General features: G+C 60.6%; 27 protein-coding genes. 11 read left to right on the top strand and 16 right to left on the bottom strand.

Translation table 11 applies throughout. The features are described 5' to 3' along the window. The first annotated feature begins 240 nt into the window (after window positions 1–240). The 3 genes from QEG70_RS01785 (at window position 241) to QEG70_RS01775 (ending at window position 2,597) form a co-directional block, all read left to right on the top strand. Window positions 241–1,188 (top strand): nucleoside hydrolase, encoded by a 948-nt coding sequence (locus QEG70_RS01785; protein ID WP_374762528.1) that lies wholly within the window; start codon window positions 241–243, stop codon window positions 1,186–1,188. 197 nt (window positions 1,189–1,385) lie between these two features. After that, window positions 1,386–1,619, top strand: coding sequence for a hypothetical protein (locus tag QEG70_RS01780; protein WP_308719071.1), 234 nt, complete (start codon window positions 1,386–1,388; stop codon window positions 1,617–1,619). Between the two features lie 192 nt (window positions 1,620–1,811). Further along, on the top strand, window positions 1,812–2,597 hold the full coding sequence (locus tag QEG70_RS01775) for a sulfite exporter TauE/SafE family protein (protein ID WP_308719070.1): 786 nt from the start codon (window positions 1,812–1,814) through the stop codon (window positions 2,595–2,597). A gap of 119 nt (window positions 2,598–2,716) precedes the next feature. On the opposite strand, the gene QEG70_RS01770 is transcribed toward QEG70_RS01775, so the two are convergent. From QEG70_RS01770 to QEG70_RS01750, 5 genes are all read right to left on the bottom strand, one after another. Then, entirely contained in the window at window positions 2,717–3,226 is a 510-nt protein-coding gene (locus tag QEG70_RS01770; protein WP_308719069.1) for a Ros/MucR family transcriptional regulator, read from the bottom strand. A 756-nt stretch (window positions 3,227–3,982) separates the two neighbouring features. Further along, entirely contained in the window at window positions 3,983–4,762 is a 780-nt protein-coding gene (locus QEG70_RS01765; protein ID WP_308719068.1) for an ABC transporter ATP-binding protein, read from the bottom strand. Continuing rightward, a complete protein-coding gene (locus QEG70_RS01760) occupies window positions 4,762–5,865 on the bottom strand; it encodes a FecCD family ABC transporter permease (protein ID WP_308719067.1) in 1,104 nt (367 codons plus the stop codon). Before QEG70_RS01760 ends, QEG70_RS01765 begins: the two co-directional genes overlap by 1 nt. Further along, the gene (locus tag QEG70_RS01755; protein WP_308719066.1) at window positions 5,852–6,988 is read right to left on the bottom strand and encodes an ABC transporter substrate-binding protein; all 1,137 of its coding nucleotides are present in this window, start codon (window positions 6,986–6,988) and stop codon (window positions 5,852–5,854) included. The genes QEG70_RS01760 and QEG70_RS01755 overlap by 14 nt, the downstream gene beginning before the upstream one ends. 13 nt (window positions 6,989–7,001) lie before the next feature. Further along, window positions 7,002–7,544, bottom strand: a complete 543-nt coding sequence (locus QEG70_RS01750; RefSeq protein ID WP_374762527.1) for an iron transporter — start codon at window positions 7,542–7,544, stop codon at window positions 7,002–7,004. 176 nt (window positions 7,545–7,720) lie between these two features. On the opposite strand from QEG70_RS01750, the gene QEG70_RS01745 reads away from it, so the two are divergent. The 5 genes from QEG70_RS01745 to QEG70_RS01725 all read left to right on the top strand — a co-directional run bounded on the left by QEG70_RS01745 (window position 7,721) and on the right by QEG70_RS01725 (window position 13,025). Further along, entirely contained in the window at window positions 7,721–8,239 is a 519-nt protein-coding gene (locus QEG70_RS01745; protein ID WP_308719064.1) for a hypothetical protein, read from the top strand. A 107-nt stretch (window positions 8,240–8,346) separates the two neighbouring features. After that, window positions 8,347–10,005, top strand: coding sequence for a carbohydrate porin (locus QEG70_RS01740; protein ID WP_308719063.1), 1,659 nt, complete (start codon window positions 8,347–8,349; stop codon window positions 10,003–10,005). Between the two features lie 231 nt (window positions 10,006–10,236). Then, window positions 10,237–12,237 (top strand): FUSC family protein, encoded by a 2,001-nt coding sequence (locus QEG70_RS01735; RefSeq protein ID WP_308719062.1) that lies wholly within the window; start codon window positions 10,237–10,239, stop codon window positions 12,235–12,237. 75 nt (window positions 12,238–12,312) lie between these two features. After that, window positions 12,313–12,675, top strand: a complete 363-nt coding sequence (locus tag QEG70_RS01730; protein ID WP_308719061.1) for a hypothetical protein — start codon at window positions 12,313–12,315, stop codon at window positions 12,673–12,675. A gap of 74 nt (window positions 12,676–12,749) precedes the next feature. After that, window positions 12,750–13,025 (top strand): hypothetical protein, encoded by a 276-nt coding sequence (locus tag QEG70_RS01725; protein WP_308719060.1) that lies wholly within the window; start codon window positions 12,750–12,752, stop codon window positions 13,023–13,025. A gap of 153 nt (window positions 13,026–13,178) precedes the next feature. Here the strand turns inward: QEG70_RS01725 and QEG70_RS01720 are convergent, their stop codons facing one another. The 3 genes from QEG70_RS01720 to QEG70_RS01710 all read right to left on the bottom strand — a co-directional run bounded on the left by QEG70_RS01720 (window position 13,179) and on the right by QEG70_RS01710 (window position 16,284). Continuing rightward, on the bottom strand, window positions 13,179–14,777 hold the full coding sequence (locus QEG70_RS01720) for an alkaline phosphatase D family protein (protein WP_308719059.1): 1,599 nt from the start codon (window positions 14,775–14,777) through the stop codon (window positions 13,179–13,181). Between the two features lie 104 nt (window positions 14,778–14,881). Beyond that, on the bottom strand, window positions 14,882–15,826 hold the full coding sequence (locus tag QEG70_RS01715) for a FecR family protein (protein WP_308719058.1): 945 nt from the start codon (window positions 15,824–15,826) through the stop codon (window positions 14,882–14,884). Beyond that, the gene (locus tag QEG70_RS01710) at window positions 15,811–16,284 is read right to left on the bottom strand and encodes an RNA polymerase sigma factor (RefSeq protein ID WP_308719057.1); all 474 of its coding nucleotides are present in this window, start codon (window positions 16,282–16,284) and stop codon (window positions 15,811–15,813) included. The genes QEG70_RS01715 and QEG70_RS01710 overlap by 16 nt, the downstream gene beginning before the upstream one ends. Before the next feature lie 227 nt (window positions 16,285–16,511). Between QEG70_RS01710 and QEG70_RS01705 the strand changes: the two genes are divergently transcribed. Together QEG70_RS01705 and QEG70_RS01700 are read left to right on the top strand one after the other, a co-directional pair. Next, window positions 16,512–17,366 carry an acid phosphatase gene (locus tag QEG70_RS01705; RefSeq protein WP_308719056.1) on the top strand — a complete coding sequence of 285 codons (855 nt, stop codon included), beginning with the start codon at window positions 16,512–16,514 and terminating at the stop codon, window positions 17,364–17,366. Between the two features lie 186 nt (window positions 17,367–17,552). Beyond that, window positions 17,553–18,011 carry a c-type cytochrome gene (locus tag QEG70_RS01700; protein ID WP_308719055.1) on the top strand — a complete coding sequence of 153 codons (459 nt, stop codon included), beginning with the start codon at window positions 17,553–17,555 and terminating at the stop codon, window positions 18,009–18,011. Window positions 18,012–18,167: 156 nt separating this feature from the next. Here QEG70_RS01700 and QEG70_RS01695 read toward each other — a convergent pair whose 3' ends face one another. The 8 genes from QEG70_RS01695 to QEG70_RS01660 form a co-directional block, all read right to left on the bottom strand. Further along, on the bottom strand, window positions 18,168–18,572 hold the full coding sequence (locus tag QEG70_RS01695; RefSeq protein ID WP_308719054.1) for a hypothetical protein: 405 nt from the start codon (window positions 18,570–18,572) through the stop codon (window positions 18,168–18,170). A 297-nt stretch (window positions 18,573–18,869) separates the two neighbouring features. Then, on the bottom strand, window positions 18,870–19,382 hold the full coding sequence (locus tag QEG70_RS01690) for a RidA family protein (RefSeq protein WP_308719053.1): 513 nt from the start codon (window positions 19,380–19,382) through the stop codon (window positions 18,870–18,872). Window positions 19,383–19,386: 4 nt separating this feature from the next. Next, entirely contained in the window at window positions 19,387–19,812 is a 426-nt protein-coding gene (locus tag QEG70_RS01685) for a c-type cytochrome (protein WP_308719052.1), read from the bottom strand. After that, window positions 19,812–21,416, bottom strand: a complete 1,605-nt coding sequence (locus tag QEG70_RS01680; protein WP_308719051.1) for a flavin monoamine oxidase family protein — start codon at window positions 21,414–21,416, stop codon at window positions 19,812–19,814. The genes QEG70_RS01685 and QEG70_RS01680 overlap by 1 nt, the downstream gene beginning before the upstream one ends. 240 nt (window positions 21,417–21,656) lie before the next feature. Further along, window positions 21,657–22,235: a DNA-3-methyladenine glycosylase I gene (locus tag QEG70_RS01675; protein ID WP_308719050.1), complete on the bottom strand. Its 579-nt coding sequence runs from the start codon at window positions 22,233–22,235 to the stop codon at window positions 21,657–21,659. Window positions 22,236–22,278: 43 nt separating this feature from the next. Continuing rightward, window positions 22,279–22,872 (bottom strand): NAD(P)H-dependent oxidoreductase, encoded by a 594-nt coding sequence (locus tag QEG70_RS01670; protein ID WP_308719049.1) that lies wholly within the window; start codon window positions 22,870–22,872, stop codon window positions 22,279–22,281. A 150-nt stretch (window positions 22,873–23,022) separates the two neighbouring features. Further along, window positions 23,023–25,209 (bottom strand): pyrroloquinoline quinone-dependent dehydrogenase, encoded by a 2,187-nt coding sequence (locus QEG70_RS01665; RefSeq protein ID WP_308719427.1) that lies wholly within the window; start codon window positions 25,207–25,209, stop codon window positions 23,023–23,025. A 17-nt stretch (window positions 25,210–25,226) separates the two neighbouring features. Continuing rightward, window positions 25,227–25,613 (bottom strand): glycerol dehydrogenase, encoded by a 387-nt coding sequence (locus tag QEG70_RS01660; protein ID WP_308719048.1) that lies wholly within the window; start codon window positions 25,611–25,613, stop codon window positions 25,227–25,229. Between the two features lie 776 nt (window positions 25,614–26,389). Here QEG70_RS01660 and QEG70_RS01655 point away from each other — a divergent pair. Beyond that, complete coding sequence (locus QEG70_RS01655; RefSeq protein WP_308719047.1) at window positions 26,390–26,725, top strand: hypothetical protein; 336 nt, start codon at window positions 26,390–26,392, stop codon at window positions 26,723–26,725. Window positions 26,726–26,761 lie beyond the last annotated feature (36 nt).

Below are 26,761 nucleotides of genomic sequence, written 5' to 3'. Positions count from 1 at the left end.
GATTGGCACGATACAATGCCCGGCTGGCGACGGCGCAACCATGCGGTCTTGTTGAAAAAAAGCGGCACCAGAACCCTTTTTTCTTTTTCAATGCTCTGCTTCTGCCGGTTTTCAAGTGGGCTTTCTTTTTCTCACTCCTGCGCGGGCGGATCAAGCGGGGAGAGATGAGCGTGGCTTTGCCAATTCCGATTCAATCAGGCTACGTATGGCAGGCAAACGCCGTAGAGCATGAAGGACCGGATGACCGTGACCCCACGCAAGATCATCATCGACACCGATCCGGGGCAGGACGATGCAATTGCCATCATGCTCGCCCTTGCTGCCCCCGGCCTTGACGTGCTGGGCGTGGTCAGCGTGGCGGGCAACGTGTCGGTGCAGCACACGACCACCAATGCCTGCAAGGTGCTCGAACTGGCCGGACGCACCGACATTGCAGTGCATGCAGGCTGTGCTGGCCCCCTGCGCCGCACGCCCGTTACCGCAGCGCACGTGCATGGCCAGACCGGCATGGATGGCCCCGCCCTGCCCGACCCCGTCATGCAGCCTGGCGCGCAGCATGGCGTGGATTTCCTGATCGATACGATCAGGGCGCACCCGCCGGGCAGCATAACGGTGGTGACACTGGGGCCTATGACCAACCTGGCCATGGCGCTGGTCAAGGCGCCCGATATTGCGCCGCGTATGGCTGGCATCGTTTCCATGGGCGGTGCATGGGCGCAAGGCGGCAACATCACCCCGAGCGCCGAGTTCAATGTCTATGCCGACCCCGATGCCGCCGATATCGTGCTGCGCCACGCCACCGCGCACACGCTTGTGCCGCTGGATGTAACCCATCGCTTTCTGGTCACGCCACCCCGGATGGCGCAGCTCAGCGCGCTGAACGGGCGCTGCGCCCGGACGGCCGCGGCCATGCTGGGTTTTTCGGGGCGGTTTGACCTGGCCAAATATGGGTGGGACGGTGCGCCCCTGCACGACCCCTGCACCATTGGCTGGCTGCTCGCCTCCCACCTGTTTGCAGGCCGCGAGGTGAACGTGTCGGTTGAGGTGGGCAGTCCGCTCATGCAGGGCGCTACCGCCATTGACTGGTGGCATGTGACCGACCGGCCCCGTAACGCGCTTTTCCTCAACGAGGTGGATAGTAACGGGCTATGGGCACTGCTGCTGGCGCATCTGGAACGCCTGCCCTGAAGTCTGGCAAGCGACAGTTTTCTGAACCTTTTGGAAAAAAAGCTTCACCCGAAACCCTTATCATTTCAGGATATTCTCGGGGCCGGCTTTTCACGCTCCTGCCCGCATGCCGCCTCCCGGCGTGTTTATTGCATTGTGTAAAACAACCATCGTGATCCTGCCGCAATCCGGGGCTTTCCTGTCAGCAGGAGGACGGCATGAAAAAGATGATTCTGGCTGTTTTTACCGCGCTGCTTCTACTCGGTGCCCATGGTGGGGCGCAGGCCCAGCCCTGGCGGGAACATGACCGGCCACGCTGGCACGCACCCTATCGCGATGGACCACGCCACCCTTACTGGCGCGAAAGTGGCTGGCGTTATGACCGCCCGCCGCCGCCCCGGTGGGCCTGGCGCGCACCACCGCCGCCCCCGCCCTATTCCTACCCTTACTGATGATGGAACCCGGCCTCGCGCCGGGTTTTTTCTATTTTACACGATACCTGCAAAAATGACGGGGCAGCTTATTAACGATCAGGCTTGTGCATGGCCATAATTCCACGTAGAAAATTGATCATGCGATCAATTATTCACTTTATTTTGTCGTATTTTTAGCGCCAGGCGATCAGAAACGGATAACCCGCCATCATGCCCCTGCTTGAATCCATCAACCTGCTTTATGTTCTCTCCGGCCTTGGCGTTGGCTTCCTCGTGGGCATGACCGGAGTAGGCGGCGGCTCGCTCATGACGCCGCTGCTGATCCTGCTGTTCAAGGTGCATCCACAATCCGCCGTGGGCACCGACCTGCTCTATGCCGCCCTGACCAAGACGGTGGGCACGCTGGTGCATGGGCGCAAGCAATCGGTGGAATGGCATGTGGTGGGCCTCCTGGCACTGGGCAGCATACCGGCAACATTGCTGACCATTGCCGCCCTGCACTGGGCAGGCAGCCCCTCACCCGCGGTCACGCATGTCATTTCGGTCGCACTGGGCATTGCCCTGCTCATTACCGCGCCGAGCGTGCTGTTCCGGCACAGGTTGCAGGATCTTTCACGCCGCAAGGCTGCTGCCATCGCCCCTGCCACCACCGCGCGCCTGACCACGCTGCTTGGCGCGATACTCGGCGTCATGGTTACGCTGTCCTCTGTCGGTGCGGGCGCGATTGGCATGGCGGCACTGATCTTTCTCTACCCCGGACTGGAAATCCGTCGCCTCGTGGGCTGCGACATTGCTCACGCCGTGCCGCTCACGGCCATTGCGGGCATGGGGCACTGGTGGATCGGGGATATTGACATGCCCCTGCTGACCTCCCTGCTCTGCGGGTCTGTTCCAGGCATCATACTGGGCAGCCTGTGCATCGGGCTTGTGCCTGACCGGGTGCAGCGGATCATCCTCGCCGCCATCCTCCTGACCGTGGGCCTCAAAGTTATCTGACAGGCATGTGCAGGCCGGGCGTCATGTCGGGTTCAATCGGATTGTTTCTTCTGCCCCAATACAACAAACACCCGCTCCGTTACCGGGGCGGGTGTTTTGTACTGACGTAACGGGCTGGCTCAGACCAGTGTGCCGTCCGCGTTCTTCTTGCTGCGGCGCGTGCGGGTCTTGCGGGCAGGCTTTGCAGCGGGTGCTTCCTCGGCTTCCTCGGCCACGGGTTCCACCACGACTTTCCGGCCAAGCCCGATCTTCTGGGCCAGCGACGAGCGGTGCGCGGCATAGCTCGGGGCGGTCATGGGGTAGTTGGCGGGCAGGCCCCATTTCTCGCGATACTGCTCCGGCGTCATGCCATAAGCGGTCTGCAGGTGGCGCTTGAGCATTTTCAGCTTTTTGCCATCTTCAAGGCAGATGATGTAATCGGGGAAGACCGACTTCTTGATGGGCACGGCAGGCTGCAACGGTGCGGGTTCAACCGCCTTTTCAGCGCCAAGCGCCTTGAGTGCAGTATAAACCGTTTCGACAAGGGTGGGGATCTGGTCAATAGCCACCGTATTATGATTGGTGTGCGCGGCCACGATCTCGGTGGTCATGGATACCAGTTCGGTATGCGGGATTTCTTTATTATCCAATGTCGGTACTTTCCTTGGTGGTCGGGTCATCAGGGGATGATTGACCCTATGAGTAATAATCATGCGTGTATTATGCAACCACAATAAAGCATTTTAATCCGTAATTTTTACGCCACCCCCATTACAGCGTCGCCTGCTTTTACCCCCTGCATAGGTTGCATAGGGCGTGCCATGCTTTTCTTGCAGGTCATGACTACATCATAATAATCCAACCATTATCCTGCTCCCAACACATATGCAATTATTTTGTTTATAATAATCAGACATGACATGCCCGGCAAAGGGCAGGTTACTGCTTTTGCATTAAGGAATTTTCATTGTATCCGTATCAATAACAGGAACAGAGTATAAACACAGGATGTTACGACAAATTTTAGTGTTTATGGTTTATATTGCAATGAAACGCAGCAGGCTACGCCTGTAATCGCCTGCCCGACCATCGTCACATCTTGCCAGAATGCTTTTACATATCAGCACTTTTTCCAGTATCGCGCCTGAATACAGTATTCGGAACCGCACCATGCCACCCACACCCGCGCGCGTAATACAGGCCCCCCGCTTCCTGGGCAGGTTCACGCTATTGTAATGCACAATATAATGGGCTGCCTTGCAGGCATTGCCCATCGGGGCCTGCCCTTCAATGTTGTTATGACAGGCTGTGCGTTACTTATGATTCACCCCTGCCCTCCACAGGCAGGCTGGCGAAATATCCATTATGTCACGAATTGTAATTTCTATCGGGCTTCGAATCCCGGCTTAACGCAGCCCATCAACCATAACGTGTGGAAGACCCCGGCTGCATTTTTCCACCCGCGCCACAATATCATAAGTGCGGGCCAGTGTTGCAGGTGTAATGACAGCCTCGGGCGCGCCTGCGGCAATGATCAGCCCTTCGCGCAAAATTACGTCGTAATCGGTCATTCGCACGGCAATATTGAGGTCATGCAGCACCATTACGGTCACGATCTGCCGTGCAGCGGTTTCGCGCCGCAATATCTCCATCACCGCAAACTGGTGGTGCAGGTCGAGTGCGCTGAGCGGTTCATCAAGCAGCAGGGCATCGGGGTGGCGACCAAGCGCCTGTGCCAGCCCCACAAGCTGCCGTTGCCCGCCCGAGAGTTCATCCATATAGCGCATGGACAGATCGGCTATGCCAAACACATCGAGCATATGCAGGGCGGCATCGATTTCATCGCCCTGTACATCGGATGGAACAACACCGGTGGCATGCTGGGCCGCGAGCATGGATTCCAGCACCTGCAGGTGCACCATGGCAGGCAGGGCCTGCGGCAGGTACAGGCAGCGCCGCGTGCGCTGAGCCAGATTGAGCCGTGTCAGGTCATCAACGCCCAGCATGACCCTGCCCGTCGCCTCGCCCAGCCCGGCCAGCGCGCGCAGCAGCGTTGACTTGCCGCTGCCATTGGGGCCAAGCAGCGCCGAGACCCGGCCGGGCGGAAACGGGCCGACACTGATGTCATCCAGCACCGTGCGCCTGCCGTAGCGCACGGTCATGTGCTCACAGTACAGCCCCTCCATCAGCCCATGCTCCGCCTGCGCAGCACGATGCCCAGAAAGAACGGGATGCCCACCAGCGCCGTTACAATACCGGTGGGAATGACCACGCCCGGCAGCAGGTTACGCGCCGCGATGGATGAGAGCGACATGACCAACGCGCCCACCAGCATGCTGCCTGGCAGGTAGAAGCGGTGGTCCTCGCCCAGCAGGCGGCGGGCGATATGCGGGGCTACCAGCCCCACGAAGCCGATGGTGCCCACGAATGATACGGCCAGGGCTGACAGGATGCTCACCCTCAGCAGCGCGCCACGCCGCACGCGCGGCACGTCCACGCCCAGGCTTGCTGCGCGTTCCTCGCCCATGCGCAGCACGGTCAGCTTCCATGAAGCCGCGAAAGAAAGGGGAGCAACAACCACGCAGGCAGCCGCCAGGAGGCCCAGCTTGGGCCATGTCGCCCGTGTCAGGCTGCCCATGGTCCAGAACACAAGGTCCTGCAACGCATCTTCATTAGCCACGAACTGCAGCAGCGACACCAGCGCATGAAAGGCGAAAACCAGCGCGATGCCAAACAGCACCACCGTGCCGGTGCCCGCATTACGCCTGCGCGAGACCATGTCGAGCAGCAGCACAGAGCCTATGGCAAAGACGAATGCATCGCCCGACACCACCCATGCATCGGGCACGCCGGGTAGCCGCCAGCCCAGAATGATGGCGAGCGATGCGCCAAACGCCGCCGCAGCCGAGACCCCGAGCGTAAACGGGCTTGCCAGCGGGTTGGCCAGCACGGTCTGCATTTCCGCCCCCGCCAGGCCGAGCGATGCGCCCACGCACACGGCCATGAGCGCATAGGGCAGCCTGATCTGCCACACGATCACGCCCTGGCCTGCGGGCACATGATGCGGATGCAGCAGGGTGCGGATAAGGGCCGAAGGCGAAAGCCCCGATGGCCCGAGCGAGAAATCAAGCACCACCGAGGCCACGATCAGGGCAAGCAGCAGCCCAAGCAGCCCCATGCGCCGCCGCAGCAGGCCTTGGTAGCGCCCACGCACCTCACGCGCATAATCAGACAGGCCAGCGGAAGGAGAAACAGACGGCGTGCCAACCGATTCATCAGGGACGCGCATCAATCCAGAAGGTCCCTTCCTGCTTTACGGGGAGGAAGCGGCTGTACAGCTCCTTCTGCGTGGCATTGGGGTCGATATCGGCAAACAGGTCGGGGTGGAACCACTTCGCCATGACTTCGATGGCAAGAATATTGTACGGTGAATCATAAAACGAATGCCAGATGCCATGGGCATGCCCGTCCGTTACGGCACGCAGCGATGAAATGCCGGGCCGTTCCATGACTTTCAGCAGCGAGGCACGCGCCACGTCCGGCGTTACTTCAGCCCCCATGCGCACGCCCGGGCCGCTGGCCTTCGGCCCCTTGGTGCCATCGGCAATATAGATGTCGGGGTCAGAGGCGATCACTTTTTCGAGGTCGATATCGCCAATATAGCCCGGCAGGAGCGGGGCCGCGATGTTCTGGCCGCCAGCGGCTGCAATAAACGCCCCCATATTGCCCTTGCCCGCCGTGTGGCAGCAGCTCTCGCGCATGGCGGCCAGCATTTCAATGAACACCTTTGGCTTCTGGCTTTCGGGCAGCGGGGCGACACGATCGGTAATGCGCTTGAGGTGTGACTGGTAGAAGTCAAGGTAATCAGCAGCTTCGTGCTCGCGGTGCAGCACCTGGCCCAGGATCTGCATGGAGCGGATGGTATCCATCACCGGGTCGGCGCGGAAATCGACAAAGATGACCGGAACATGCGCGCTTTCAAGCTGGCTTACGAGTTCGCTCGCCTTGCCCGGCCCGTGGCCCGACACGGTCAGGATGGCAAGGTCGGGGTGCAGGTCGAGCACGCGCTCGGGGCTGACGGTATCCGCCGTGGTCTTGCCGATCAGCGCAATATTGGCCGCCTGCGGAAAGCTGGCGACATACTGGTCATAGCTCTGCGTATCCGCACCGCGGAACTCGCCCTGCCAGCCCACGATCCGGTCGAACAGGTGCTGTTTTTCCAGCGGGGCAAGGGCGTAGATCAGCCGCCCTTCCCCCAGTATGATGCGATGGACACTGGCCGGAACGTCCACCTTGCGGCCTGCAAGGTCGGTCACGGTATCAGCCCGCGCGGCAGGCGCGTGGGCCGCGAGCCCCATGGCCATGACCGCGCCACAGGCAACGGCACGCCATCCGTCCAGTATCCGTTTCATGATGATGCCCTGATTATTTCTGGGGATAGGCGAAGTTGAAGGTCTCGCTGAACGGCTGCCAGAAGCCCGGCGTACCGGTTTCCTTATCCACATGGTGCAGGAAGCCGTTCTGCTCGGGCGAGGAATAGGTCAGCACCACCGTATAGCGGCCCGGGCCGTTCATCTGCACGTTATCGGCATAATGCGGGCCATCCTTGGCGGTCATGAAGTGCATGGTGCCTTCGGCCTTCCACGCCGTGCCATCCTTGGTCAGCTTGTAGCCGATGTTCAGATACGGCACCCAGGCGCCATCGGGGTAGCCCCACACGTTATCAGCCGTGGCATGCACGTCGGTTTCAAGGTGGATGGTGTCGGGCTTGGTGTTGTCCATCATGCCAGCGGGCATGGGGTCGACCATGATGCCGGTCAGGTAGCTTGAGGCAATTTCCATGTCATGTGCATGGACCGGACCACCGATCGGGTATTCACGCGCCTGTGCAGCAGTAGCGAGGGCAGGCAATGCTGCTACGGCAAGAGCCAGAATGGAATATTTCTTGTTCATGATGACGGTTTCCATAACTTCGATAAAAAGTGAAGTCCGTGCGCCAGCTAGCATTGATGTTGTTATTTGCAGTCGCGCACGGGCCTGATCGCAGCTTCCCATCCGAGTGATCTCCCGGTTCTGTTAATGATAATTGTTATCATTGTCAACGGATGGTATGCCCTCCTCAAGGTAACGGAGAGCCACCCGCCATGATCACCCACCCCTTAGCCTTCATGCGCCTGCCCTATGCGGTTCTGATGGCGCTCGACAGCCGGATGTTCCACTTCTGGCTGCAGCCGGTCCATTACCTGATCCGCATCGTGCACATCATCAGCATGGCCATGTTCTTTGGCATGGACATGCTGTTCGACCTTGGCGTGCTCAGGCCCCGCATGGCCGCCCGGATCGCCCCCGCAGCCCAGCTCATGGTGCGGCCGCTGCACGTCACGTTTGCCATCGCCATGGTCTCGGGCGTGGTGCTGTTCTTCTATGATCCGGTGCATATCGGCAGCCGCGCGTATCTCACCCCCAAACTGCTGCTCATCACGCTGGCCATGCTCAACGCCTTGTGGTGCCACCGCAGCGTCTATCTGCCCGTGCTGCGTGGCAATGCCGCCATGAGCATGCGCGGGCGCATCGGGGCCAGTCTTTCGCTGCTGCTGTGGAGCGGCGTGATGATCATGTCCTGCCTCAACAGCGAGGGCGTGCCCAAGGTATTCCTAAGATAATGGCAGTATTGCAACACGCGCATGGCGGTTTGAATTGACGGCTTCGTATCAAAATGTGATTGAGAACCATTATTAATGATATTGATTCTCAATACGGCGGACCCCCAATGAGCCCCTCATCCCTCGCGACTGCCATTGCCAAACATGCCCTTTTCCCCTCCAGCCTGACGCGCCACCGCCTGCGCGCGGGTTCGTGTCTGGTCTGTTTCGGGCTGGTGCTGCCTGCAACCGGCTTCGCGCAGGTCCAGACCCAGATCGAGGAAGACCGGGCACGCCTCGGCAACTCCACCCCACTCGTTGAACAGATCGACCCCGCCACGGTGCGCGATTCAGAACGCGCCACCGCCGAAGCGGAGGAAAAAGCCGCAGGCGATGGCGACAGGCTCGACACCAGCGGCAACCTGCTGGGCAATATGTGGGGCGCGCGGCCATGGCTGTACAAGCACGGCATCAGCTTCGACATTCAGGAAGTCGATGAAGTGTGGGGCAACGGTACCGGCGGCACGCCATCGGGCAATGATGGCGCCAGTGGCTCGGGCACGGGACCATCCTATGATGGCGTGACCATGCCCACGCTCACCGTGGATACCGAAAAGCTGTTCGGGCTGAAGGGCGGCCTGTTCAATGTCAGCGCGTTGCAGACGCGCGGGCGCTCGATCTCGCAGGATCATCTGGCCAATTTCAACCCCGTCAGCGGGTTCGAGGCCGACCGCTCCACCCGCCTGTTCGAACTGTGGTACCAGCAGTCCTTCCTCAAGGGCAAACTTGATGTGAAGATCGGCCAGCAGGATCTTGATACCGAATTCCTGATCAGCGATTACGCCTCGCTCTACCTCAACGCGAACTTTGGCTGGCCCATGGCGCCTTCGGTCAACCTGTATGGCGGCGGCCCGTCATGGCCGCTGTCGTCGCCTGCCATCCGCATCCGCTACCGGCCGAGCGAGAAGTTCACCTTCATGTTTGCCGCAGCCGACGACAACCCGCCAGGCAACCGCTACAACTCCCTGCCCATCCAGCAGGCCACCGGCTCGGCGGCCGGCAGCAACTCCGACCCCACCAGCCAGACCTATAACGGCGCCAACGGTACCAACTTCAACATGGGCACCGGCGCGCTGCTCATCACCGAACTGCAATACGCGCTCAACCCCCAGCCCGCCGATATGGCGCACGCGACCAAGAACCCCGGCCTGCCGGGCGTGTACAAGCTGGGCGGCTACTACGATACCGCGAAGTTTGCCGACTACCGCTACAACAATCTGGGCCAGGCGCTCGGCAGCCCGAATGACACCACCGGCATACCGCGCTGGGACCGGGGCAACTGGATGGTGTATGGCATCATCGACCAGATGCTCTGGCGGCCTTCCATCACGTCAGCGCGGTCGCTGGGCCTGTTCGTGCGCGCTACCGGCAATAGCGGCGACCGCAACCTGATCAGCTTCGCCATTGATGCGGGCCTGAACCTCAAGGCCCCGTTCAGGGGCCGCGATAACGACACGATCGGTCTGGGCTGGGGCATTGGCCGGGCGAGTTCGGGCGAGCGCCAGTTCGACCGCAACTCGGCCCTGAGCGCCTACACGCCTGTGCAGGGCAATGAAAACCACCTTGAACTGACCTACCAGGCACAGGTCACGCCGTGGATGGTCATGCAGCCTGACTTCCAGTACGTGTGGAACCCCTCGGGGGGCGTGCCCGATTATGGCGTGAGCTACAATCGCCGTGTGGGCAACGAGGCCATTTTTGGCCTGCACAGCAGCATTACGTTCTGACAACCTGTTTTTTTACACGCAGTCCTGAAAACAGCCTTCAATCTATAAGACCGCTCTGGAGCGCCGCCTTTTTTCAAAAGGCGGCGTTTTTGGTGTCTGGAGCGTTTCATAAGCAGGATTTATCAAAATATCATGACAAACGATTGGACCCTTCCATAAGCCTGCCTTCATGTTCCGCCACACCCAGCCCTTCAGGCTGAACTAGGCACATGATGTAAAGGTATGAGACCAATGGGGGGACAGAGCACCGCATTTCCCCTGCACGACGCGCCTGATACGGGCCTGCTGCGCCATATCCGGCGTTTTTCGTGGATATATGCGCCGTCGCTGGCTGATCTGGGCTTTGCGGTGCGCACGTCATGCGCCGCCATCCTCTCGCTGCTTATCGCCATGTGGATGGAACTCGACAGCCCGCAATGGGCGCCGCTTACCGTCTGGGTCGTGGCGCAGTCCTCACGCGGGGAGAGCCTGTCAAAGGCGCGATGGCGGATTGTGGGCACGCTGGCGGGCAGCGTCGCCGCGATTACGCTCATGGCCGCCTTCCCGCAGGCCCCGGCCATGTTCTTTGTCTGCCTGGCACTCTGGATCGGGCTGTGCTGCGCCCTTGCCACCCTGCTCGACCAGTATCGCGCCTACGGGCTGGTGCTGACAGGGTTCACCTCCGCCATCATCGCAACCGGGGCCATCGTGCAGCCGAATGATGTCTTTGCCGTCAGCGTCGCGCGCAGCAGCTACATCATACTGGGCGTGCTGTGCGAAGCGGTGCTGGCCGTGCTGTTCATGCCCAACATGGTCGAACGCACCCGCGCGCAGCTACTGGCCCGGCTGGATGATACATTCAGCGCCACCTGCGCCGCCATTCCGCACCTGCTGGGCATGACCGCGCCCGCTGCGCGGCAGGCCGCAACCGGCAGGCTGCTCGACCGGATCATGGCCTTCAGCGGGCAGATCGAATTCGCGGCCCTTGAACTCGGGCCGCGCAACCGGGTGGGCGACCACGCCCGCCGGGCGCTTGCGGGCATGCTGGTCATGCTGGCCCATGCCCGCGCGTTGCAGATCCTCTCCCCCCGCCCCGATGCCAGCGCCCTGCCCGCGCATGAAGCACCCGAGCGCGCGCTGGCCACATGGCTACGTGACCACGCGCCCCCACCCGGGCCTGACAGCATGGCTGCCAGCGCCTGGCAGCCGGTTGCCGCGGCCCTTACGCATGAAACCGCACGGGTGCATGATGAAATGCTGGCCTGCCACGCCACCCGCCCTGGCGACAACTTCCGTTTCAGCCTGACCTCGCGCCGCCATGCGCGTGAGGCCATGCATAACGGCATCCGCTCCAGCGTGGCCATCATGGTGGCGGCCGTGCTGTGGGAGATCACGGCATGGCACCATGGCCCGGCCTTCATCTCGTTCGTGGCGCTGATCTACGGGTTGATGGCCACGCGCGAGAACCCTTTGGTCGCGACCCTTCCCTTCCTCAAGGGCGGGCTGTGGTGCACGGCCATCGCCGCCGTCATGGCGCTGTGGGTCATCCCTGCCATTACCACGCCCGAGATGCTGCTTGCAGCCCTGCTCGTGCCCATGACCATTGGCGGGCTGGCCGCGCGCCGGCCGCAGCTTGCGGGCTATGCCTTCTCGTTCAACATGTTCCTGCCCGTGCTGATCGGCCCGATGAACCAGGGGCGGTATGACGAGGTCGGCTTTCTCAACAACGCGCTGGCCTTCGTGGCCAGTATCGTGTTCGTGCTGCTGACCTACCGGCTGGTCATTCCTTTCCGGCTTGACGTGCATATTCGCCGCACCGCCGCAGCCATGAACCGGCGGCTGCGCCATCTGGCCCAGACCCGCGACCGCACCAGCGCCCCGGCCTGGCTGGGCGCCTGTGCCGCGAGCCTCGTGCGCATCCTGCACCAGGCCACAGCCGTGCCGCCGTCCACCGTCAATGCCTGCCTGAGCCAGCAGATCGGGGCGATGACGGTGGGCCTGTACATCATCCGTCTGCGCGAGATGCTACGCACGGGCGCCCTGCCGCCACGGGCCACGCGCATGATTGCCCTTTTCCTGGCACGGTGGCAGCGCGGACAGGCTGGCCCCACCACCGCGCATGTACTGGCCTGGCTGCACCACGAACAGGCCCGCCCCCATCCGGCGCGCGACCGCGCCAGCCTGGCCGAGGCCCTGGCCTGCCTGCACATCATTGACGCAAGCCTGCACGAACATGAGCCGGGCGTGCCCTAGCAAGGTGACAAAACATGTCGTATCGGATATGCCATGAACGCATTATGCGCATTCATGCACAAAAGGGGTCATTTCATGCGTAAGATTGTTACCGCTGCCGCCATCGCGGCCATTACATGCGTCACCGCTACCGCGCAGGCCGAGCCCGGCGGCTGCCTGAAATATGGCGCCGTGGGGGCCGTGGGCGGCCATGTGGCCGGTGGCCACAGCGTGCTCGGTGCCGCCGCTGGTTGCGTGACCGGCATGTACAAGCGCCACGAATACCGCAAGGAAGCCAAGGCCAAAGCCAAGCTGTATGATCAGGAACACCCCGGCTCGAAGGGGACCTACATGGAGAAGGCAACAGCCTATGACGTGGAGCACTCGACCACGCCGGGCAAGATGACGCCAGACACCCCGGCCACCACCGCCGCGCCGCAGGGCAACGCGAATATGTAAACCGCCAGGTCCGCAGGCAGGCACCATGCTGCCTGCGGATACTGCTCCCCTGCCCCACACGGTCAAGGACCGCCATGCGCGCCATTACATTCCTGTTCCGCTCGACACTGGCCATTGTGCTGGTGGCAGGCTGCATAGGGTGGCTGGCTGGCCCCTTCTTTCACATGCCCACACTAGGCGTGGCGCTGGCCGTTGAAGCCGTTGTATTCTGGGTATGCGGGCTGCTCTACACCGAGGATTATCCACACCACATGGCCACCTTCGTGGGCATGACCATTGTGCTCGGCCTTTTGAGCATTGGCGTCATGCTGCCCTTTGCGCGGCAGTATGTAATGATTCACCCGGCCTGAACGGCAGGGACAATTATTTTTCCATATTGGCTCAATTTAAGGAAAACCATTATCCATAAATGGAGTTAATGAGGCGTGGCTTTCGTGACACCACAACGTCTCCCAATCCCTAAACTTGGCGTCCCGCCCCCCGGCGGGACGTCCTTTTTCCGTTCAGGCTTTCTGCAGGCCGGGCTGGCCGCGTTCTACCTCAAAGCTGGCATAGGTGGATAATCTGCCATCGCGTTCCATCACCTTGTCGAGCACCTTGAGGTCGGCGCGCCATACATCCGGCCCTACATCACACAGCACATAGCCACGCTGGTCGGTCGTGGCCTTGAGGTGCGGGTTTTCGCGCCGGACGGAGCGGCTGAAACTGTCATCATCGCCCACGCCATCCGCGCCTGACGTGACGGATGTGGCCAGGAACTCGACCGAGACCGGCTTCTTCCGGGCCGGATCAGCCAGCAAGTCCCCCGCAAAGTGCCGATGCGCATCACCCGTTACGTTCACCACGTTGCCAGGGCAGTGCGTGCCAATGAACTCAAGCAGGCGCCTGCGGCTGTACATGTAGCCCGACCACTGGTCCATGCTGTAAAGCAGTTCACCCTGCGGGGCGTGCCTATGGGCAAGGTTCATCATCATCACCTGATGCGCCAGCAGGTTCCACCGCGTGTCGGACCTGCCCAGCCCGTCAAACAGCCATTGTTCCTGCGCAGCGCCCATCATGGTGCGGTTGGGTGACCAGACATCGGGCCCCTGCGCTGCCACGCCATCACCATAGACCTGATCGCTACGATACTGGCGCGTATCAAGCACGAAGGTGTTCATGAGCGTGCCATAGCGCAGGCTGCGATAAAGCTGCATGTGGCTGCCATCGGGCAGGGCTGAAAGGCGCAGCGGCATGTGTTCGTAATAGGCCTGCATGGCGGCCTGCCGACGCAGGCGAAAGATCTCGGGCGGCGTGCCGTCCTGGTCGGTGTCGCCTGCCCAGTTATTGTCCACCTCATGGTCATCGGAGGTGACGATCCACGGCACGGCGGCGTGGGCGGCCTGCAGGTCGGGGTCAGTCTTGTACTGGGCGTAGCGGCGACGGTATTCATCAAGCGAATAGCATTCCGGCCCGACATGGCGGCGCAGCGCCTGGAAGGGGCGGCCGTTCATGTCATGCACGCGGCCCTTGCTGTCGGGGCCTTCGTAAATGTAATCGCCATAATGAAAGACAAAATCGATCGGCTCATTGGCGATGTTGCGCCAGGCGGTATAATATCCTTCCTCATAATGCTGGCAGCCTGCGGCGGCAAAGCGCACCCGCGCAGGTGATGCGCCGGGCAGCGGAAAGGTGTGGCTGCGGCCGACAGGGCTGTAATACCCCGCGATGCGGAAACGGTACCAGTACGGGCGGTCCGACCTGAGTCCCGCGACTTCGACATGAACCGAATGCGCCAGTTCAGGATGCGCCAGCGCCTGCCCTTTCCTGACGACATGGCCCAGTTTTTCATCCTCCGCCACTTCCCAGTCCACCAGCACGGGGCGATTGCGGTTCATGCCACCTTCCAGTTCAAGCGGGCGCGGGGCCAGCCGGGTCCAGATGACAAATCCATCAGGCGCGGGATCGCCTGACGCCACGCCAAGCTGGAAGGGCGATATGTCGAATTTCGGTTTTTCATCCAGATTGCGCGGGGTTGCCGCCCGCAGCGCCCGCACCTGCGCCGAAAACAGCAACCCCGTGCCAAGCCCCGCGAGCATCTGCCTGCGCCTGATAAACACCATGGAACATATCCTTTTGCATCCCGGCCGACTGCACGGCCCCTATCGAGTCATGACAAACAGGGGGGCTTACGCGCGTGCGCCGGGCGGATTTTGTCACCAAAGTTTCATACAGGCGCGATTTCCAGCCCGTCGGGCGCGCGCACCAGGCGGACCGGCAGCAGGCGGGGCAGCATTTGCAGAAAACTGTCGCCACGGCTGATGTAATAGACCCCGCTCAACTGCCGCCCGCTCAACAGGGGCGCGCGGAGCATGATCTTTTGCGGCATGTAGCGATTGATCTCGGCCACCACCTCACCCAACGGGCAGTTACGGAACACAATCCGCCCCTGCTGCCAGGCCAGCAGGGCATCAAGGTCCGGGGTATCCTGCCGTAACGGGCCATTGGCGAAAAAGGACAGCCTCTGCCCCGGTGGCAGCCACGTCCTGCCACCTGCCAGCGAGGGATCATGCACCAGCAGTTTGTCGTGCACGGCAGTGACATGCACGCAATCGGGATCAAGCCGGATATTGGCCACCCCCTGCCCGCCAAGACGCAGGTTGACCGGCCCTGTGAACAGCCATAACGGCGGCGCCTGCCCCAGGGCCGAGAGCACGATCTGTCCTTTTTCCAACCGGCCGCACTGGCCGTCAGGCAAGAGAACCAGCCTTGTATCGGTATCAAGTTCGCAGCGCACCGCCCCTTCCAGCGTAATGCCTGAAAGCCTGCCTGCCGGGGTCTGCAGAACACGGGCGGCCTGGGCGCGGCGGGGCATGGGGGGCAGCAGCAGGCTGGCACCCGCAAGGCCGGCCAGCACCTGCCGCCGGGTGGGCCGCAGAGTGCGGGCGGGCGCATGCGGCACGGATGCAGGGCTGCGGCTGCCGCCAAGTTCCCATAATTCGGTCAGTTGTTCGAAGGCGCGGGCATGGCGCGGGTTACTGTACAACCACCGGCGGAAGTGCTGCCTTTCCGCATCCGTGCAGTCATCGGCATGCAGGCGCGCCATCCAGCGTGCTGCTTGATACCTGATGGACGAGCCACGCCACCACAACAGGCTCACTGTTCCATCCATGTGGAAAGAAAGACCAGCGCCTTTGCAATGTGTTTTTCAATACTGCTTTCACTGATGCCCATCTGGCTGGCAATCTCGCGATAGGTCATTTTTTCCACGCGATGCAGCACGAAAGCCTGCCGGGTGCGGCGCGGCAGGCGCTGGCAGCCCGCATGAAAACGGATCAGGCGTTCACGCGCCTGATAGGCTTCCTCCTGCGTGGGCGCGGTATCACGCACATCGCCAAGCATGTCATCCCAGCCGCCAGGTGCAATGCAGCCAACCTGTTCGCGCCTGCGCGCATTGTGGGACAGGTTGACGGCACTACGCGTAATATAGGCCTCCGGGTGGCCAATACTGCCATCGGGGCGTTCAAGATAATTGACGAAGGCACTCTGCAGGTGATCTTCCGCATCATCGCGGTGCGTCAGGGATCGTACGCGCCGGTAGAGGCGAAGCCACTCCTGCCGGCAGGGCAACCATTTTTCACTCAACGGCTTTCTCGTCCCATCTGGGCTGCTGAAAAAGATCGTTGCTGTGTAAGGGATTTTAAAAGGAAACATTTGTGACAGTTTCATGAAAATTGCATGTTCATGACGGGACGCGCGTTTCCTGCGCGTGCCATTGTGTCATGATCCGCCTGTCAATCTTCACCGGGCAGGAACCCCTTTCACCCGTCGCAACCCTGAATTGTCCAAGCCATAGCATGACCCGATCCAGCCTTACCGCCCCCTTTTTCCGCCCTGCGTCACGGATGGGCCTGCCCCTTCTGGCGGGGCTGCTTGCGGCCGCAGCACTTGCCAGCACGCCTGCCCGCGCGGCCGACCCGCTTGAGCCTGCAACACCCGAGCCGGGATATTTCACCCCCGCCACCCAGCCGGACGCAACGGCCTACCTGCCACCCCCACCTCAGCCCGGTACAGTGCGGCAGGCGAATGATGACCAGGCTTTCACCGCCACCCGCGCCTTACGCGGCAGCCTGCGCTGGGCGCTGGCCACAGCGGATGCCGACCTGCATGAAAACGCGCTGCTGCACAGTTTTGCCTGTGCGGCGGGCCTGCCCCTGAGCACCACAAATGCGCCAGGACTGAGCGCGCTCATTCACAAGATGGATGTGTCGGAAATTGCCGACATGCGTAAAAGCAAGGCTTACTGGCACCGGCCACGCCCCTTTGTAGGCAACAGCCAGCCCATCTGCACCGAAAAGGATCGGGCGCATCTGGCCACGTCAGGCGCCTATCCATCGGGCCATACCATGCTGGGCTGGAGCACGGCACTTGTGCTGGCCGAACTGCTGCCAGAGCGCGCCACGCAGATCCTGCAACGCGGCCGGGTGTTTGGGGAGAGCCGGATCATATGCGGCGTGCATTGGGAAAGTGACGTGCAGGCAGGCTACATGCTGGGCTCGGCCGAGATTGCCGCCCTGCATGGCAGCCCTGCCTTCCGCACGGATATGGATGCAGCTCGAACGGAACTTGCCGCCCTGCGCCGCACGGCGCCCAAAGCCACTGCGCATTCATGCGCCCTTGAGCAGGAGGCCGCCGAGCATTCGCCCCTGTAAGGCAATCTGTCTTTTGCCGGATGTGGATTTGTGAACACAGGCGCGAGGCAAACCACGCGGGAGCCGCCGCCTGCAGGGGCTGCGATATAGGCAGCGCGCCTGCTTTATAATAGGATCGACAGGGAAACGATTGAAAAGCCTGTTTTTGGGCAGGATTCAAATAATTGCCTTACTTGGAAACGATCGATGAAAAAACGACTGCTGGCCGCTCTCTTCTCCCTTTCCCTTCCCGCAGCGCCCGCGCTTGCGGCTGATGGCGCAGCCCTGTTCCAGACCAATTGCAGCGCCTGCCACCAGGCTGATGGCCAGGGCGTGCCCGGTCAGTTCCCGCCGCTGGCCGGACGCGTAGGCAAGATTGCCGCCACGCCGGAAGGCAGGCAGTATGTCATCGCCGTGGCGCTGAATGGCCTGATGGGACCGATTACAGCCGCAGGCAATACCTATGCAAGCTTCATGCCGCCGTTCAAGACGCTGCCCGATGACCAGATCGCCGCCGTGCTGAACCACGTGGCAGGCCTGCCCTCTGGCCCTGATGCAACCGTGTTTACCGCTGAAGACGTTGCAACAGGCCGCAAGGAAGCCCTGACGCCGCCTGCGGTGGTTGAAAAGCGCAAGGCGCTTGACGCGCAGCACCCGCTGCCCTGAGCCACTGACACAAAAAGGGGATCCAGCCGATCCCCTTTTTTTCAGGCATATGCCCTGAATACGACAATGTTAAAGCCTGTCTGAAACGTTAGCTCAGAAAACATCCACAAATCATAAAGACGTTTTTGAAAAAAGCGACAACCATACCGTCCTGCTTCATGGCAGAGAGGGCGCACCAAAAATATGCGACATCTCCCGCCACTTGATATTGAGCGGAAATGGTGTCTTTTCAAAAAACGCCTTAAAAGCCGCCACAACATCATCTATGAATAAAATTTCATCGGGCTGTATTTTTACTTGTCCGGCCCCAAACATCAAAGTCTGTTCGCCAGTATAACAAACATGCGGAACGGACAGGTAAGCCCGAAACTGCCTGTCTTGATTTTTTTCTCGAAGTTCAAGAACGCATGTGACCCTTCCACCCGCAACCTGTATGTAAGAGCCATCATCATTTTCTAAAATAGCATAAGAGCATGGCCCATAGCTTTTTAATGACCTGAGCGATTTTTCTATTTTAGAGAAATTATCCACTTTGACCGGATCTTTATTCTCTACTTTCATGACCATTGCCATATAATGCGTATTCTCATATTTGAAAAAACATGGCCACCATTGTCTTTGACAACATGCGCCTGAAGCATATCCAGTTTGAATGGACACATTCAAACTGGTGAAGATGCTCTATAAGCAATGAGTTAAATTAATTCCACTGAACCGGAGTTCAGTGGAATTGCTCTGGCGGGGAACACGCTACAGGAAAAAGAACGGTTCCCATAAAATTTTCTGAAAATATCAAAAAGAATGCCGCCACTGGCAAAGCGGCGGCACCCAGACACCATTACTGTTTTCAATAATTTTTTATTTACCCGGCGCGCGCACGGCCGTGGTCTCGATTTCAATCAGCCATCCCGGATTGGCCAGATGCGCCACGCCAAACGCCGAGCGCACCGGCAGGTTGGGCTGCTTGGCCGAGGGGCCATAGAACTGGGTGTAGGCTTTCATCATGCCCTCAAAGTCGAGCTTGCCCAACTTGGGGTCTTCCACCATGTAGACATGCATCTGCACCACGTCGCCCATGCCCAGCCCCAGTTTTTTCAGCTCATCGCTAATGCGCTGCAGGGCAGCATAGGTCTGGGCCTGCGTATCGCCATAGGCCGCGAGGCTCTTGGGGTCGGCCTTCTTGTCCTGCACCGGCGCGCCCATGCCACTGAGATAGACGGTGGTTGCCCCCGCAGGCACCTCAATGGCGGTGGAAATGGGGAATTTCCCCTCCACATGACGCACGATGCCATCATCGGCATGAGCAGGCATGGCAGCCGCCATGCCGCCAAGAACCGCCACGGCGGCAACGGTTTTCCTGAGGTCGAACATTCTCTTACTGCTCCTTTGGTGTTGCGGGGGGCCGCTGGGCGGCCACGTCAGCCGCAGTGACGGCATCGGTGTAATGATTGCCAAAATGGGTGCGGATATAATTTACCACATTGGCGATCTGGTCATCTTTCAGCATGCCTGAGAACCACTGCATGCCGCCATATCCGTTCAGGATGACATAAATCGGGTAGGCGCTGCTCTGCAGCTTGGTGTTGCCTGCAAAAGCCGGGAACTGCGCGCCCGCGCCCATCGCGCCCTTGCCATCAGGCATGTGGCAGCCCTGGCAGACATGACGGTACACATCCTCGCCCGTGGTCATGGGCTGCACGTTTCCCACCACGGCGGCGGCACTATCGGCACGCGCCGGGCCGGAGGGAGCGGCAAGCAGCGGCAGGGCCGAAAGGGCGGCCAGAAGAAGGATCTTACGCATTAGCTGGCTCCCTGCGCGCGCTTGTGCAACTGGGTTACGGCATCGAGGGCGGAAAGGATGGCGCCTTCCTGCCAGCAGCCCACATAGGATGCATGCTCACCGGCCAGCACCACGCGGTTATCCATGGTGCACAGCGCCTTGTAGTGGGTCTTGCGGGCCTGCTCGCTCCACATCGAACAGCAGCCCATGGACCAGGGCACGCGGCTCCAGGCAAAGCTGACGCCGTTGGAGAATTCCTTGCGGTAATGCTTGGGATGGAACACCTCGCCCTGCGCCAGCGCGCGCTCGATACGCTCCTGCGGCGTCATGCCCGCGAAATCGTAGGCCGCCGGTCCAAACATGTAGCCGCCAAGCAGCACCGCCGGCCCGCGTGAGAAGTAGCCCGTACTGGGATAGGAGATCTGGCTGATCGGCTGGTCGGTAAAGCTGATGCCGCCGTAAATCTGGTCCTCTTCCTCCCAGAAGCGGCGCTTGAACTCCAGCCCGAGCTTGACGGAAGAGCCATAAGGCACTGCCATGATCGCAGCCTTGAGCGGCGCACTGACCTGCACGTCAAGCTGCGAGAGTACGGGCAGCGGAATGGTGCATACGCAGTAATCGGCCTTGGCCTCGCGCACGGCGCCGCCATGGTTCATGTCGTTATAGGTAACGCTCACGCCCTTGTCGTCCTGGTGAATGGACGTGACCTTGCAGTTGAGCGTGATGAGGTCATGCACCTGACGGTTGAAGCCCTTGCCGATCATGTCCATGCCGCCTACGGGCTGGAACATGGTGGTCTGCATCTCGAGGCGTTCGTGGAAGGCCATCCATGTCCACAGGCCCGAAGACAGCACATCCTTGCGGTCGAACGGATCAGAGGGTACGGGCTCGCCATTCAGGCCGCCACCCTGCGCCTTTTCATAACCACGGGTTTCGGAGCTGATGATGCCCTTGCGGTAGTTCAGACCGGAATCAAGGTTGCCCCACTGGCGCATGGCCGTGAGCACATGCTCGCGCTCATCGGGCGAGACCGCATCATCGAGCTTGTGCTGGTCGATCGCCTTGCCCAGCAATTCGGCGGTAAAGCCATTGAAGTCAGCGGCATATTCGCGGTAGCGCACTGCCTTGCCGCCAAATGCCTTGCTGGAATGGAGCCAGGTGTTGTGGTTGAGCTCGATAAACGGCTCGAGTTCCACGCCAAATTCGCGGCAGTAATGCAGCAGGCCCTGATGGTGGTAGGGAATGCGCCATGGGCCGGGATTGATGTAGTTGCCCGAGGCGAAACCGACTTTCTGGGTGGCGCCGCCCAGTTCGGCCACCGTGTCGCCACCACGCAGGCTGATGTTGCGGCCACCGGCGCGGCCCTGGAACTCCAGTATCTGGACCTGATAGCCTGCCTTGCGCAGTTCGTAGGCAGCGAGCATGCCCGCAAGCCCCGCACCAAGCACCAGCACGCGGGTGCCACGCTTTGCACCTGACAGGACAGGTGGCGCGGTAAAATCCGTGCCCTGAGCATGCCCCATGGATGTCATGGCCTGATACAGCGCGGCGCTACCGGCCAGCGTACCGATACGGGTAAGGAGTTGCCTACGCGTGGGGGCTTTACGCGGATGAGCGTTTGTCATCAAGAAATCCCAAGCAATCAACGAAAACAGCTCTCTACCCTTAGCCAACAAACAGGGGCTTAACCATATCCATTCCGGAATAATTTCTTATCGAAACGATTGATGTTGCCATTATGCAACATCAGCCTGAAGCCACGCGCCTTTCAGGCAGCCCCTTCCCACCGAGATGGAAAATAATGCTGATATTACCGTAAATTTTCTTGTATCAGGACGCACTGCATGCATGCGGGACCGCACCCCTTACATCCCTGCCCCGGCATGACGAAAACAGCCTGCCTCATGGTCATGGATCATGCCGGCGGCCTGCATCCAGGCATAGGCCGTAACCGGACCGACAAAACGAAAGCCCCGCGCCTTCAGCGCCGATGCCATGGCCTGCGACAGGGGTGACTGTGCCTGAACCACAGGTGTCGGTTCATGCACTGGCTTGCCGCCGGGCAACATGCCCCAGGCAAAGGTGGCAAAGTCCTCACCCGCTGCCCGCATGGCAACATAGGCACGGGCATTGCCAATCGCCGCCACGATCTTGGGGCGGGCGCGGATAATGCCGGGATCGGCCATGAGGCGGGTCACATCGGCCTCGGTAAACCGCGCGACACGATCAGGATCAAACCTCATGAAGGCACGGCGAAACCCTTCACGCCGCCGCAGGATCGTGCGCCATGACAGTCCCGCCTGAAAGCTTTCAAGCACCAGCATCTCCCATAACTGGCGACTATCATGCACGGGTACGCCCCATTCCTCATCATGATAGGTCATCATCATGGCATCGGCCTGCGCCCATTTGCAACGTGGGCGGGCGGGATCGGGTCTGTTCATGTCTGATTCCATGCGCCGAATGGCATGCTGTCCGCTCCCGATCCTATGGCAGGGTAAATGCCAGCGTGTGAGCCAGATGCTGGCGATAACGCGCGATATCCGCCTCGATGGACGGGTTCTTGATCACGTCCGTCGCCAGGAAGGTTGGCAGGGCCGAGAGCGCGAGAAACTGGTTGGCCTTGTGGAAGGGAAAATAGACAGCATCGATCCCCCTGTCCTCAAAAAACTGCGCGGGGTCAGTAAAGGCTTCTTCCGGGGCGTTCCACGTCAATGAAAGCATGTAATGCTTGCCCTGCAGCAGGCCGCCGGAGCCATATTTGCGCTCGGGGTGAGCTCGGCTGCGGCCATCACTGGCGTACAGCACGCCATGACCGGCGGTAAAGACCTCATCCATGTATTTCTTGACGATCCACGGCGCCCCCATCCACCACCCCGGCATCTGGTAGATCACAAGGTCGGCCCACAGGAAGTTCCGCACCTCCGCCTCGATATCATAGCCCAAATCAATCTTGGTCTGCCGCAGGACAAAGCCTGCCGCAGTCAACGTCTGTGCCGCGACAGCCTGCAGGGTGTCGTTCAGCCGACCATGCGAATGGGCAAACTTTTTTCCGCCGTTCAGAAGCAGGATGTTTTTCATGCTCTGTCCCCTCATGTTCGATCATCAGGGATAGGGCCAGCTTTCGCGCCATACAATGAGCGAGATGAAGCCTGCACACCACGGCGCACAAAAAAACCGGGGCCGCATTACACGGCCCCGGTCGGGTCAGTCAGGTTATGACAGATCCGGTCAGTTCACGTTATCCAGCGCATAGACCACAAGGTCATCCGTCACCGGCGTCATCATGAAGTGGTGGCCACCGGCCATGATGGCGACATACTGCTTGCCCTTGTATTCATACGTCATGGGCGTGGCCTGGCCGCCACCGGGCAGCACGTCATTCCATACTTCCTTGCCGGTATGGATATCGAAGGCATGGATCATGTTGTCGGTCGTGGCCGCAACAAAGATCAGCCCGCCAGCGGTAATGACCGGGCCGCCATTGTTGGGCGTGCCGATGGTCAGCGGCAGGTGCGTGGGCAGGCCGAACGGACCATTGGCGCGCGCACTGCCAAGCGGGTGCTGCCACAGCACTTTCTGGGTGTGCATGTCGATGGCGGTGATCATGCCATAGGGCGGGCGGTTGCACATCATGCCCGTATATTCATCCCAGAACGGCGAGACCACGATGCCATAGGGCGTTTCCGCCATGGCGCCAGCACCTTCGGCACCACCGCCGCCGGGCTTGAAGTTGGGGTCATCCACCGGCATCAGACCCAGCTTGTCGGCCTTCTTGCGGCTGACCAGCTGGTCATACATCGGCGTGTTGTTCCAGTTGGCGATCAGGATGCCGGTCTTCTCGTCATAGGCCACGCTGCCCCAGTCCGAGCCACCGTTATAGCCGGGATATTCCAGCCAGGGCTTGTCGATGCTGGGCGGGGTGAACTCACCCACGTAATGCGCGCGGCGGTATTTCAGGCGGCAGTAAAGCTGATCGATCGGCGACATGCCCCACATGTCGGATTCCTTGAGCGGGGCAAAGCCAAGGCGTGGCATGCCAACCGACCAGGGCTGCGTGGGCGAGCGCGTATCACCCGGCACCATGCCCGGCGAGGGCGCGGGCCGTTCTTCAACCGGCAGCACCGGGTCGCCCGTGCGGCGGTCGAGCACGAAGGTCTGGCCACGCTTGGTGGGCATGATCAGGGCCGGAACCGTCGAGCCATCGGGCTTGGTGAAGTCCATCAGCGTGGGCTGCGAGCCGATGTCGTAGTCCCACACATCCTTGTGCACGGTCTGGAACACCCAGCGCGGCTCGCCGGTCTTCACGTCAATCGCCACGACGGCGGAGGAGACCTTGTTTTCTTCCGGGCTACGCATGGCGCTGTAGTAATCAGCCGCCGAGTTGCCGGTAGGCACGTAAACCAGCCCCAGCGCATTATCGCCAATCATGGCGGCCCAGGAGTTGGGGGTGCCGCGGCTGTAATGCTCGCCTTCCTTCGGCTCGCCATGTTCATGCGGGCGATTGACATCCCACGCCCACAGGAAGCGCCCGGTCTCGGCGTCATACCCACGGATCACGCCCGAGGGCGCCCAGCGGCGCTGGCCATCGAGAATTTCCTGGTTGGTGATGATCGCGCCATTGACGATGGGCGGCGGCGCGGTCTCGGCCACGAAGCCGGGCACCGATTCACCCATGCCCTTCATCAGGTTGACCATGCCGTGCCAGCCAAAGCCCTCGCACACCTTGCCGTCCTCGCTGTCCACCTCGATCAGGCGTTCATCGAGCGTGGCTTCAAGAATACGGTGATGGCAGTGCTCGCCTTCGGGCACGGTGGAGGAGGTATAATACACCACCGCCTTACACGCCGCCGTGTAGGGGATGCTCTCGTATTTCTCGTTGGCGTGGAAATGCCAGATTTCCTTACCGGTAGCCGGGTCGATGCGCATCATGTCGTTCAGCGCGGAACACATGTACAGGCCGTCACCCACCTTGATGGGCGTGGTCTCCGCCGCCCATTTATTGGTCTGCCCCGGCCCCGGCTTGCTGCCGGTGTGGTAGATGAAGGCGCGCTTGAGGTGGCCGATATTGGCAGGCGTGATCTGGTCAAGCGGCGAGAAGCGGGTTGCCTTGTCATCACGCCCGTAGCCGGGCCAGTCATCATGCGCGGGGTTGGCCGTGACCTGGTCCACCATGGGGGTGGCCTCGCTTGGCTCGGCAGGCGGCCCGTCGGGGATGTTGGCAGCGTTCACACCAGGCGCCTGCGGCGCATTGGCTGAAGGCGGCGAAAATGCATCGGCCGGCGGCGTGGGCGTGCCGGGCGAAACCGTAGCATTGCCGTTACCGGGCGGCTGATCGGCCGGCGGCACCTGTGCGAGTGCTACGGAAGCCGCAGTGCCCGCGATAATGGTGGCGCCAAGTAGCAATGTGCGGAGCATGGGGCTTTTGGCGGACATTATGCGACCTCCCGCACGGATGTTGAGTGAGCGTTTTCCATGCGGCGCAGGGCGGGCAGGCACAGAGCAACGGCAATGGCGAGGATGCTCGGCCCGAACACGCGGGGCAGCAGGCCCCAGCCGTCAAACCCGACCTCCCAGAAGGCCCACAGCCACGTCACGCCAACAGCGGCCAGATACAGCATGGCCCCCATGGCCCGGCCCATGGCCATGAGCACCCCGGCGGCGGTGACGGCTATGCCAATAATGACATAATACCATGACCCGCCAAGGAACATGAGTTCGGCACCCATATAAGCAAGGGGCAGCCCCAGAAGAACGATGACAACCGCAAGACCTAGGATCGCCCACGCGGCGGGGGTCTGTGGTTTTATGAAAGCTGACATGATGGATATTCCTCCAGTATCATGTAACGGAAGCTAATCCTGTTAATATCACGCATGAAAAAACTTAATCGTGAGGTTGGTAACGGATTTATTATAATTGTATCAATAGCTACAGTAATCCGCCAAAAAAACGGTAGACTCATGCCACTTTCGGCAACCTGCCCTGCAAGAGAAGCGTAGTGGAGAAATATTTTTTACTTCGGAGTGCCTCCCGATGGAACCATTCCGGCTTTACCGTAAAACCGTCGCCCGCCATTGGCCGCATCAACGGGTCATGCCTGTAGTTACGGAACAGTGTTGCGCTACCAGATCACCGGAGTGTCAGGAGCGATAAAATCCGGTGTTTTCAAATGGTTCTGCAAAGACATAACGCAAATAACGCCTCCCTTAGAACTGGCATGCGATGGCCGATTGCATGATGCAGGCATTAAAAACGATACCAAAGGATGGCGTTGCAGAGGGGTACAAATATTTTCTTTTTTATTGATAACCGTAAGCCAGATGGCACGTGGCAGGCCTATGACAGGTTTACATAGACTGCGACACCCGCCTTTATGATGGGCGAAACGGCACTCTTTTCACCATCCTGGGTTATCCCCGTGCCAGCGGGGCAGATATCATGCCTGTCAGCCCCCCCCACGCAGCATACCTGATGATGCAACACCCAATACCGTCAGCTCGTGGCCGAACGGGGCGCGGATGGGCATGGCCATTCCTATCTCACGCTACGGGAATTGCTGGATTATGACCGGACATATAGCGTGCGGCCAGGAGGCTTGCTCAACTTTAAGGGATGGGCGACATGGGCCGACAATAACAGGGCAAAAGCACCGGGCAACTATTGCGCCGCCATAATCGGTCGCTCCATTCGCCATGTCAGTACAGGCATAATGGAAAAACTGCCTGAACAGTATCACACCCTTTCGCCCGGCCAGGAGCGCGTGTCCTTTCTGGCGGAACATGCAGACACTGACGCACGGGCGACATGGCATCTCCCCGCTTATGCCGCGACCAGCTTTTTCTGGGCAGAAACAGTACCGGTCCTGCTGCACATCGCGCGCGGCACTTCAGGGCTCGACAGGGTGCGGATCGTGTTTTTCTTCAATAACTGACCCGGCTGCCAATGAAGCAGCAAACCAGACCAGCCC

It is taken from the genome of Komagataeibacter xylinus (genome assembly GCF_031081985.1).
Taxonomy (GTDB): Bacteria; Pseudomonadota; Alphaproteobacteria; order Acetobacterales; family Acetobacteraceae; genus Komagataeibacter; species Komagataeibacter xylinus_E.
This window is presented reverse-complemented; position numbering and strand designations above follow the sequence as displayed.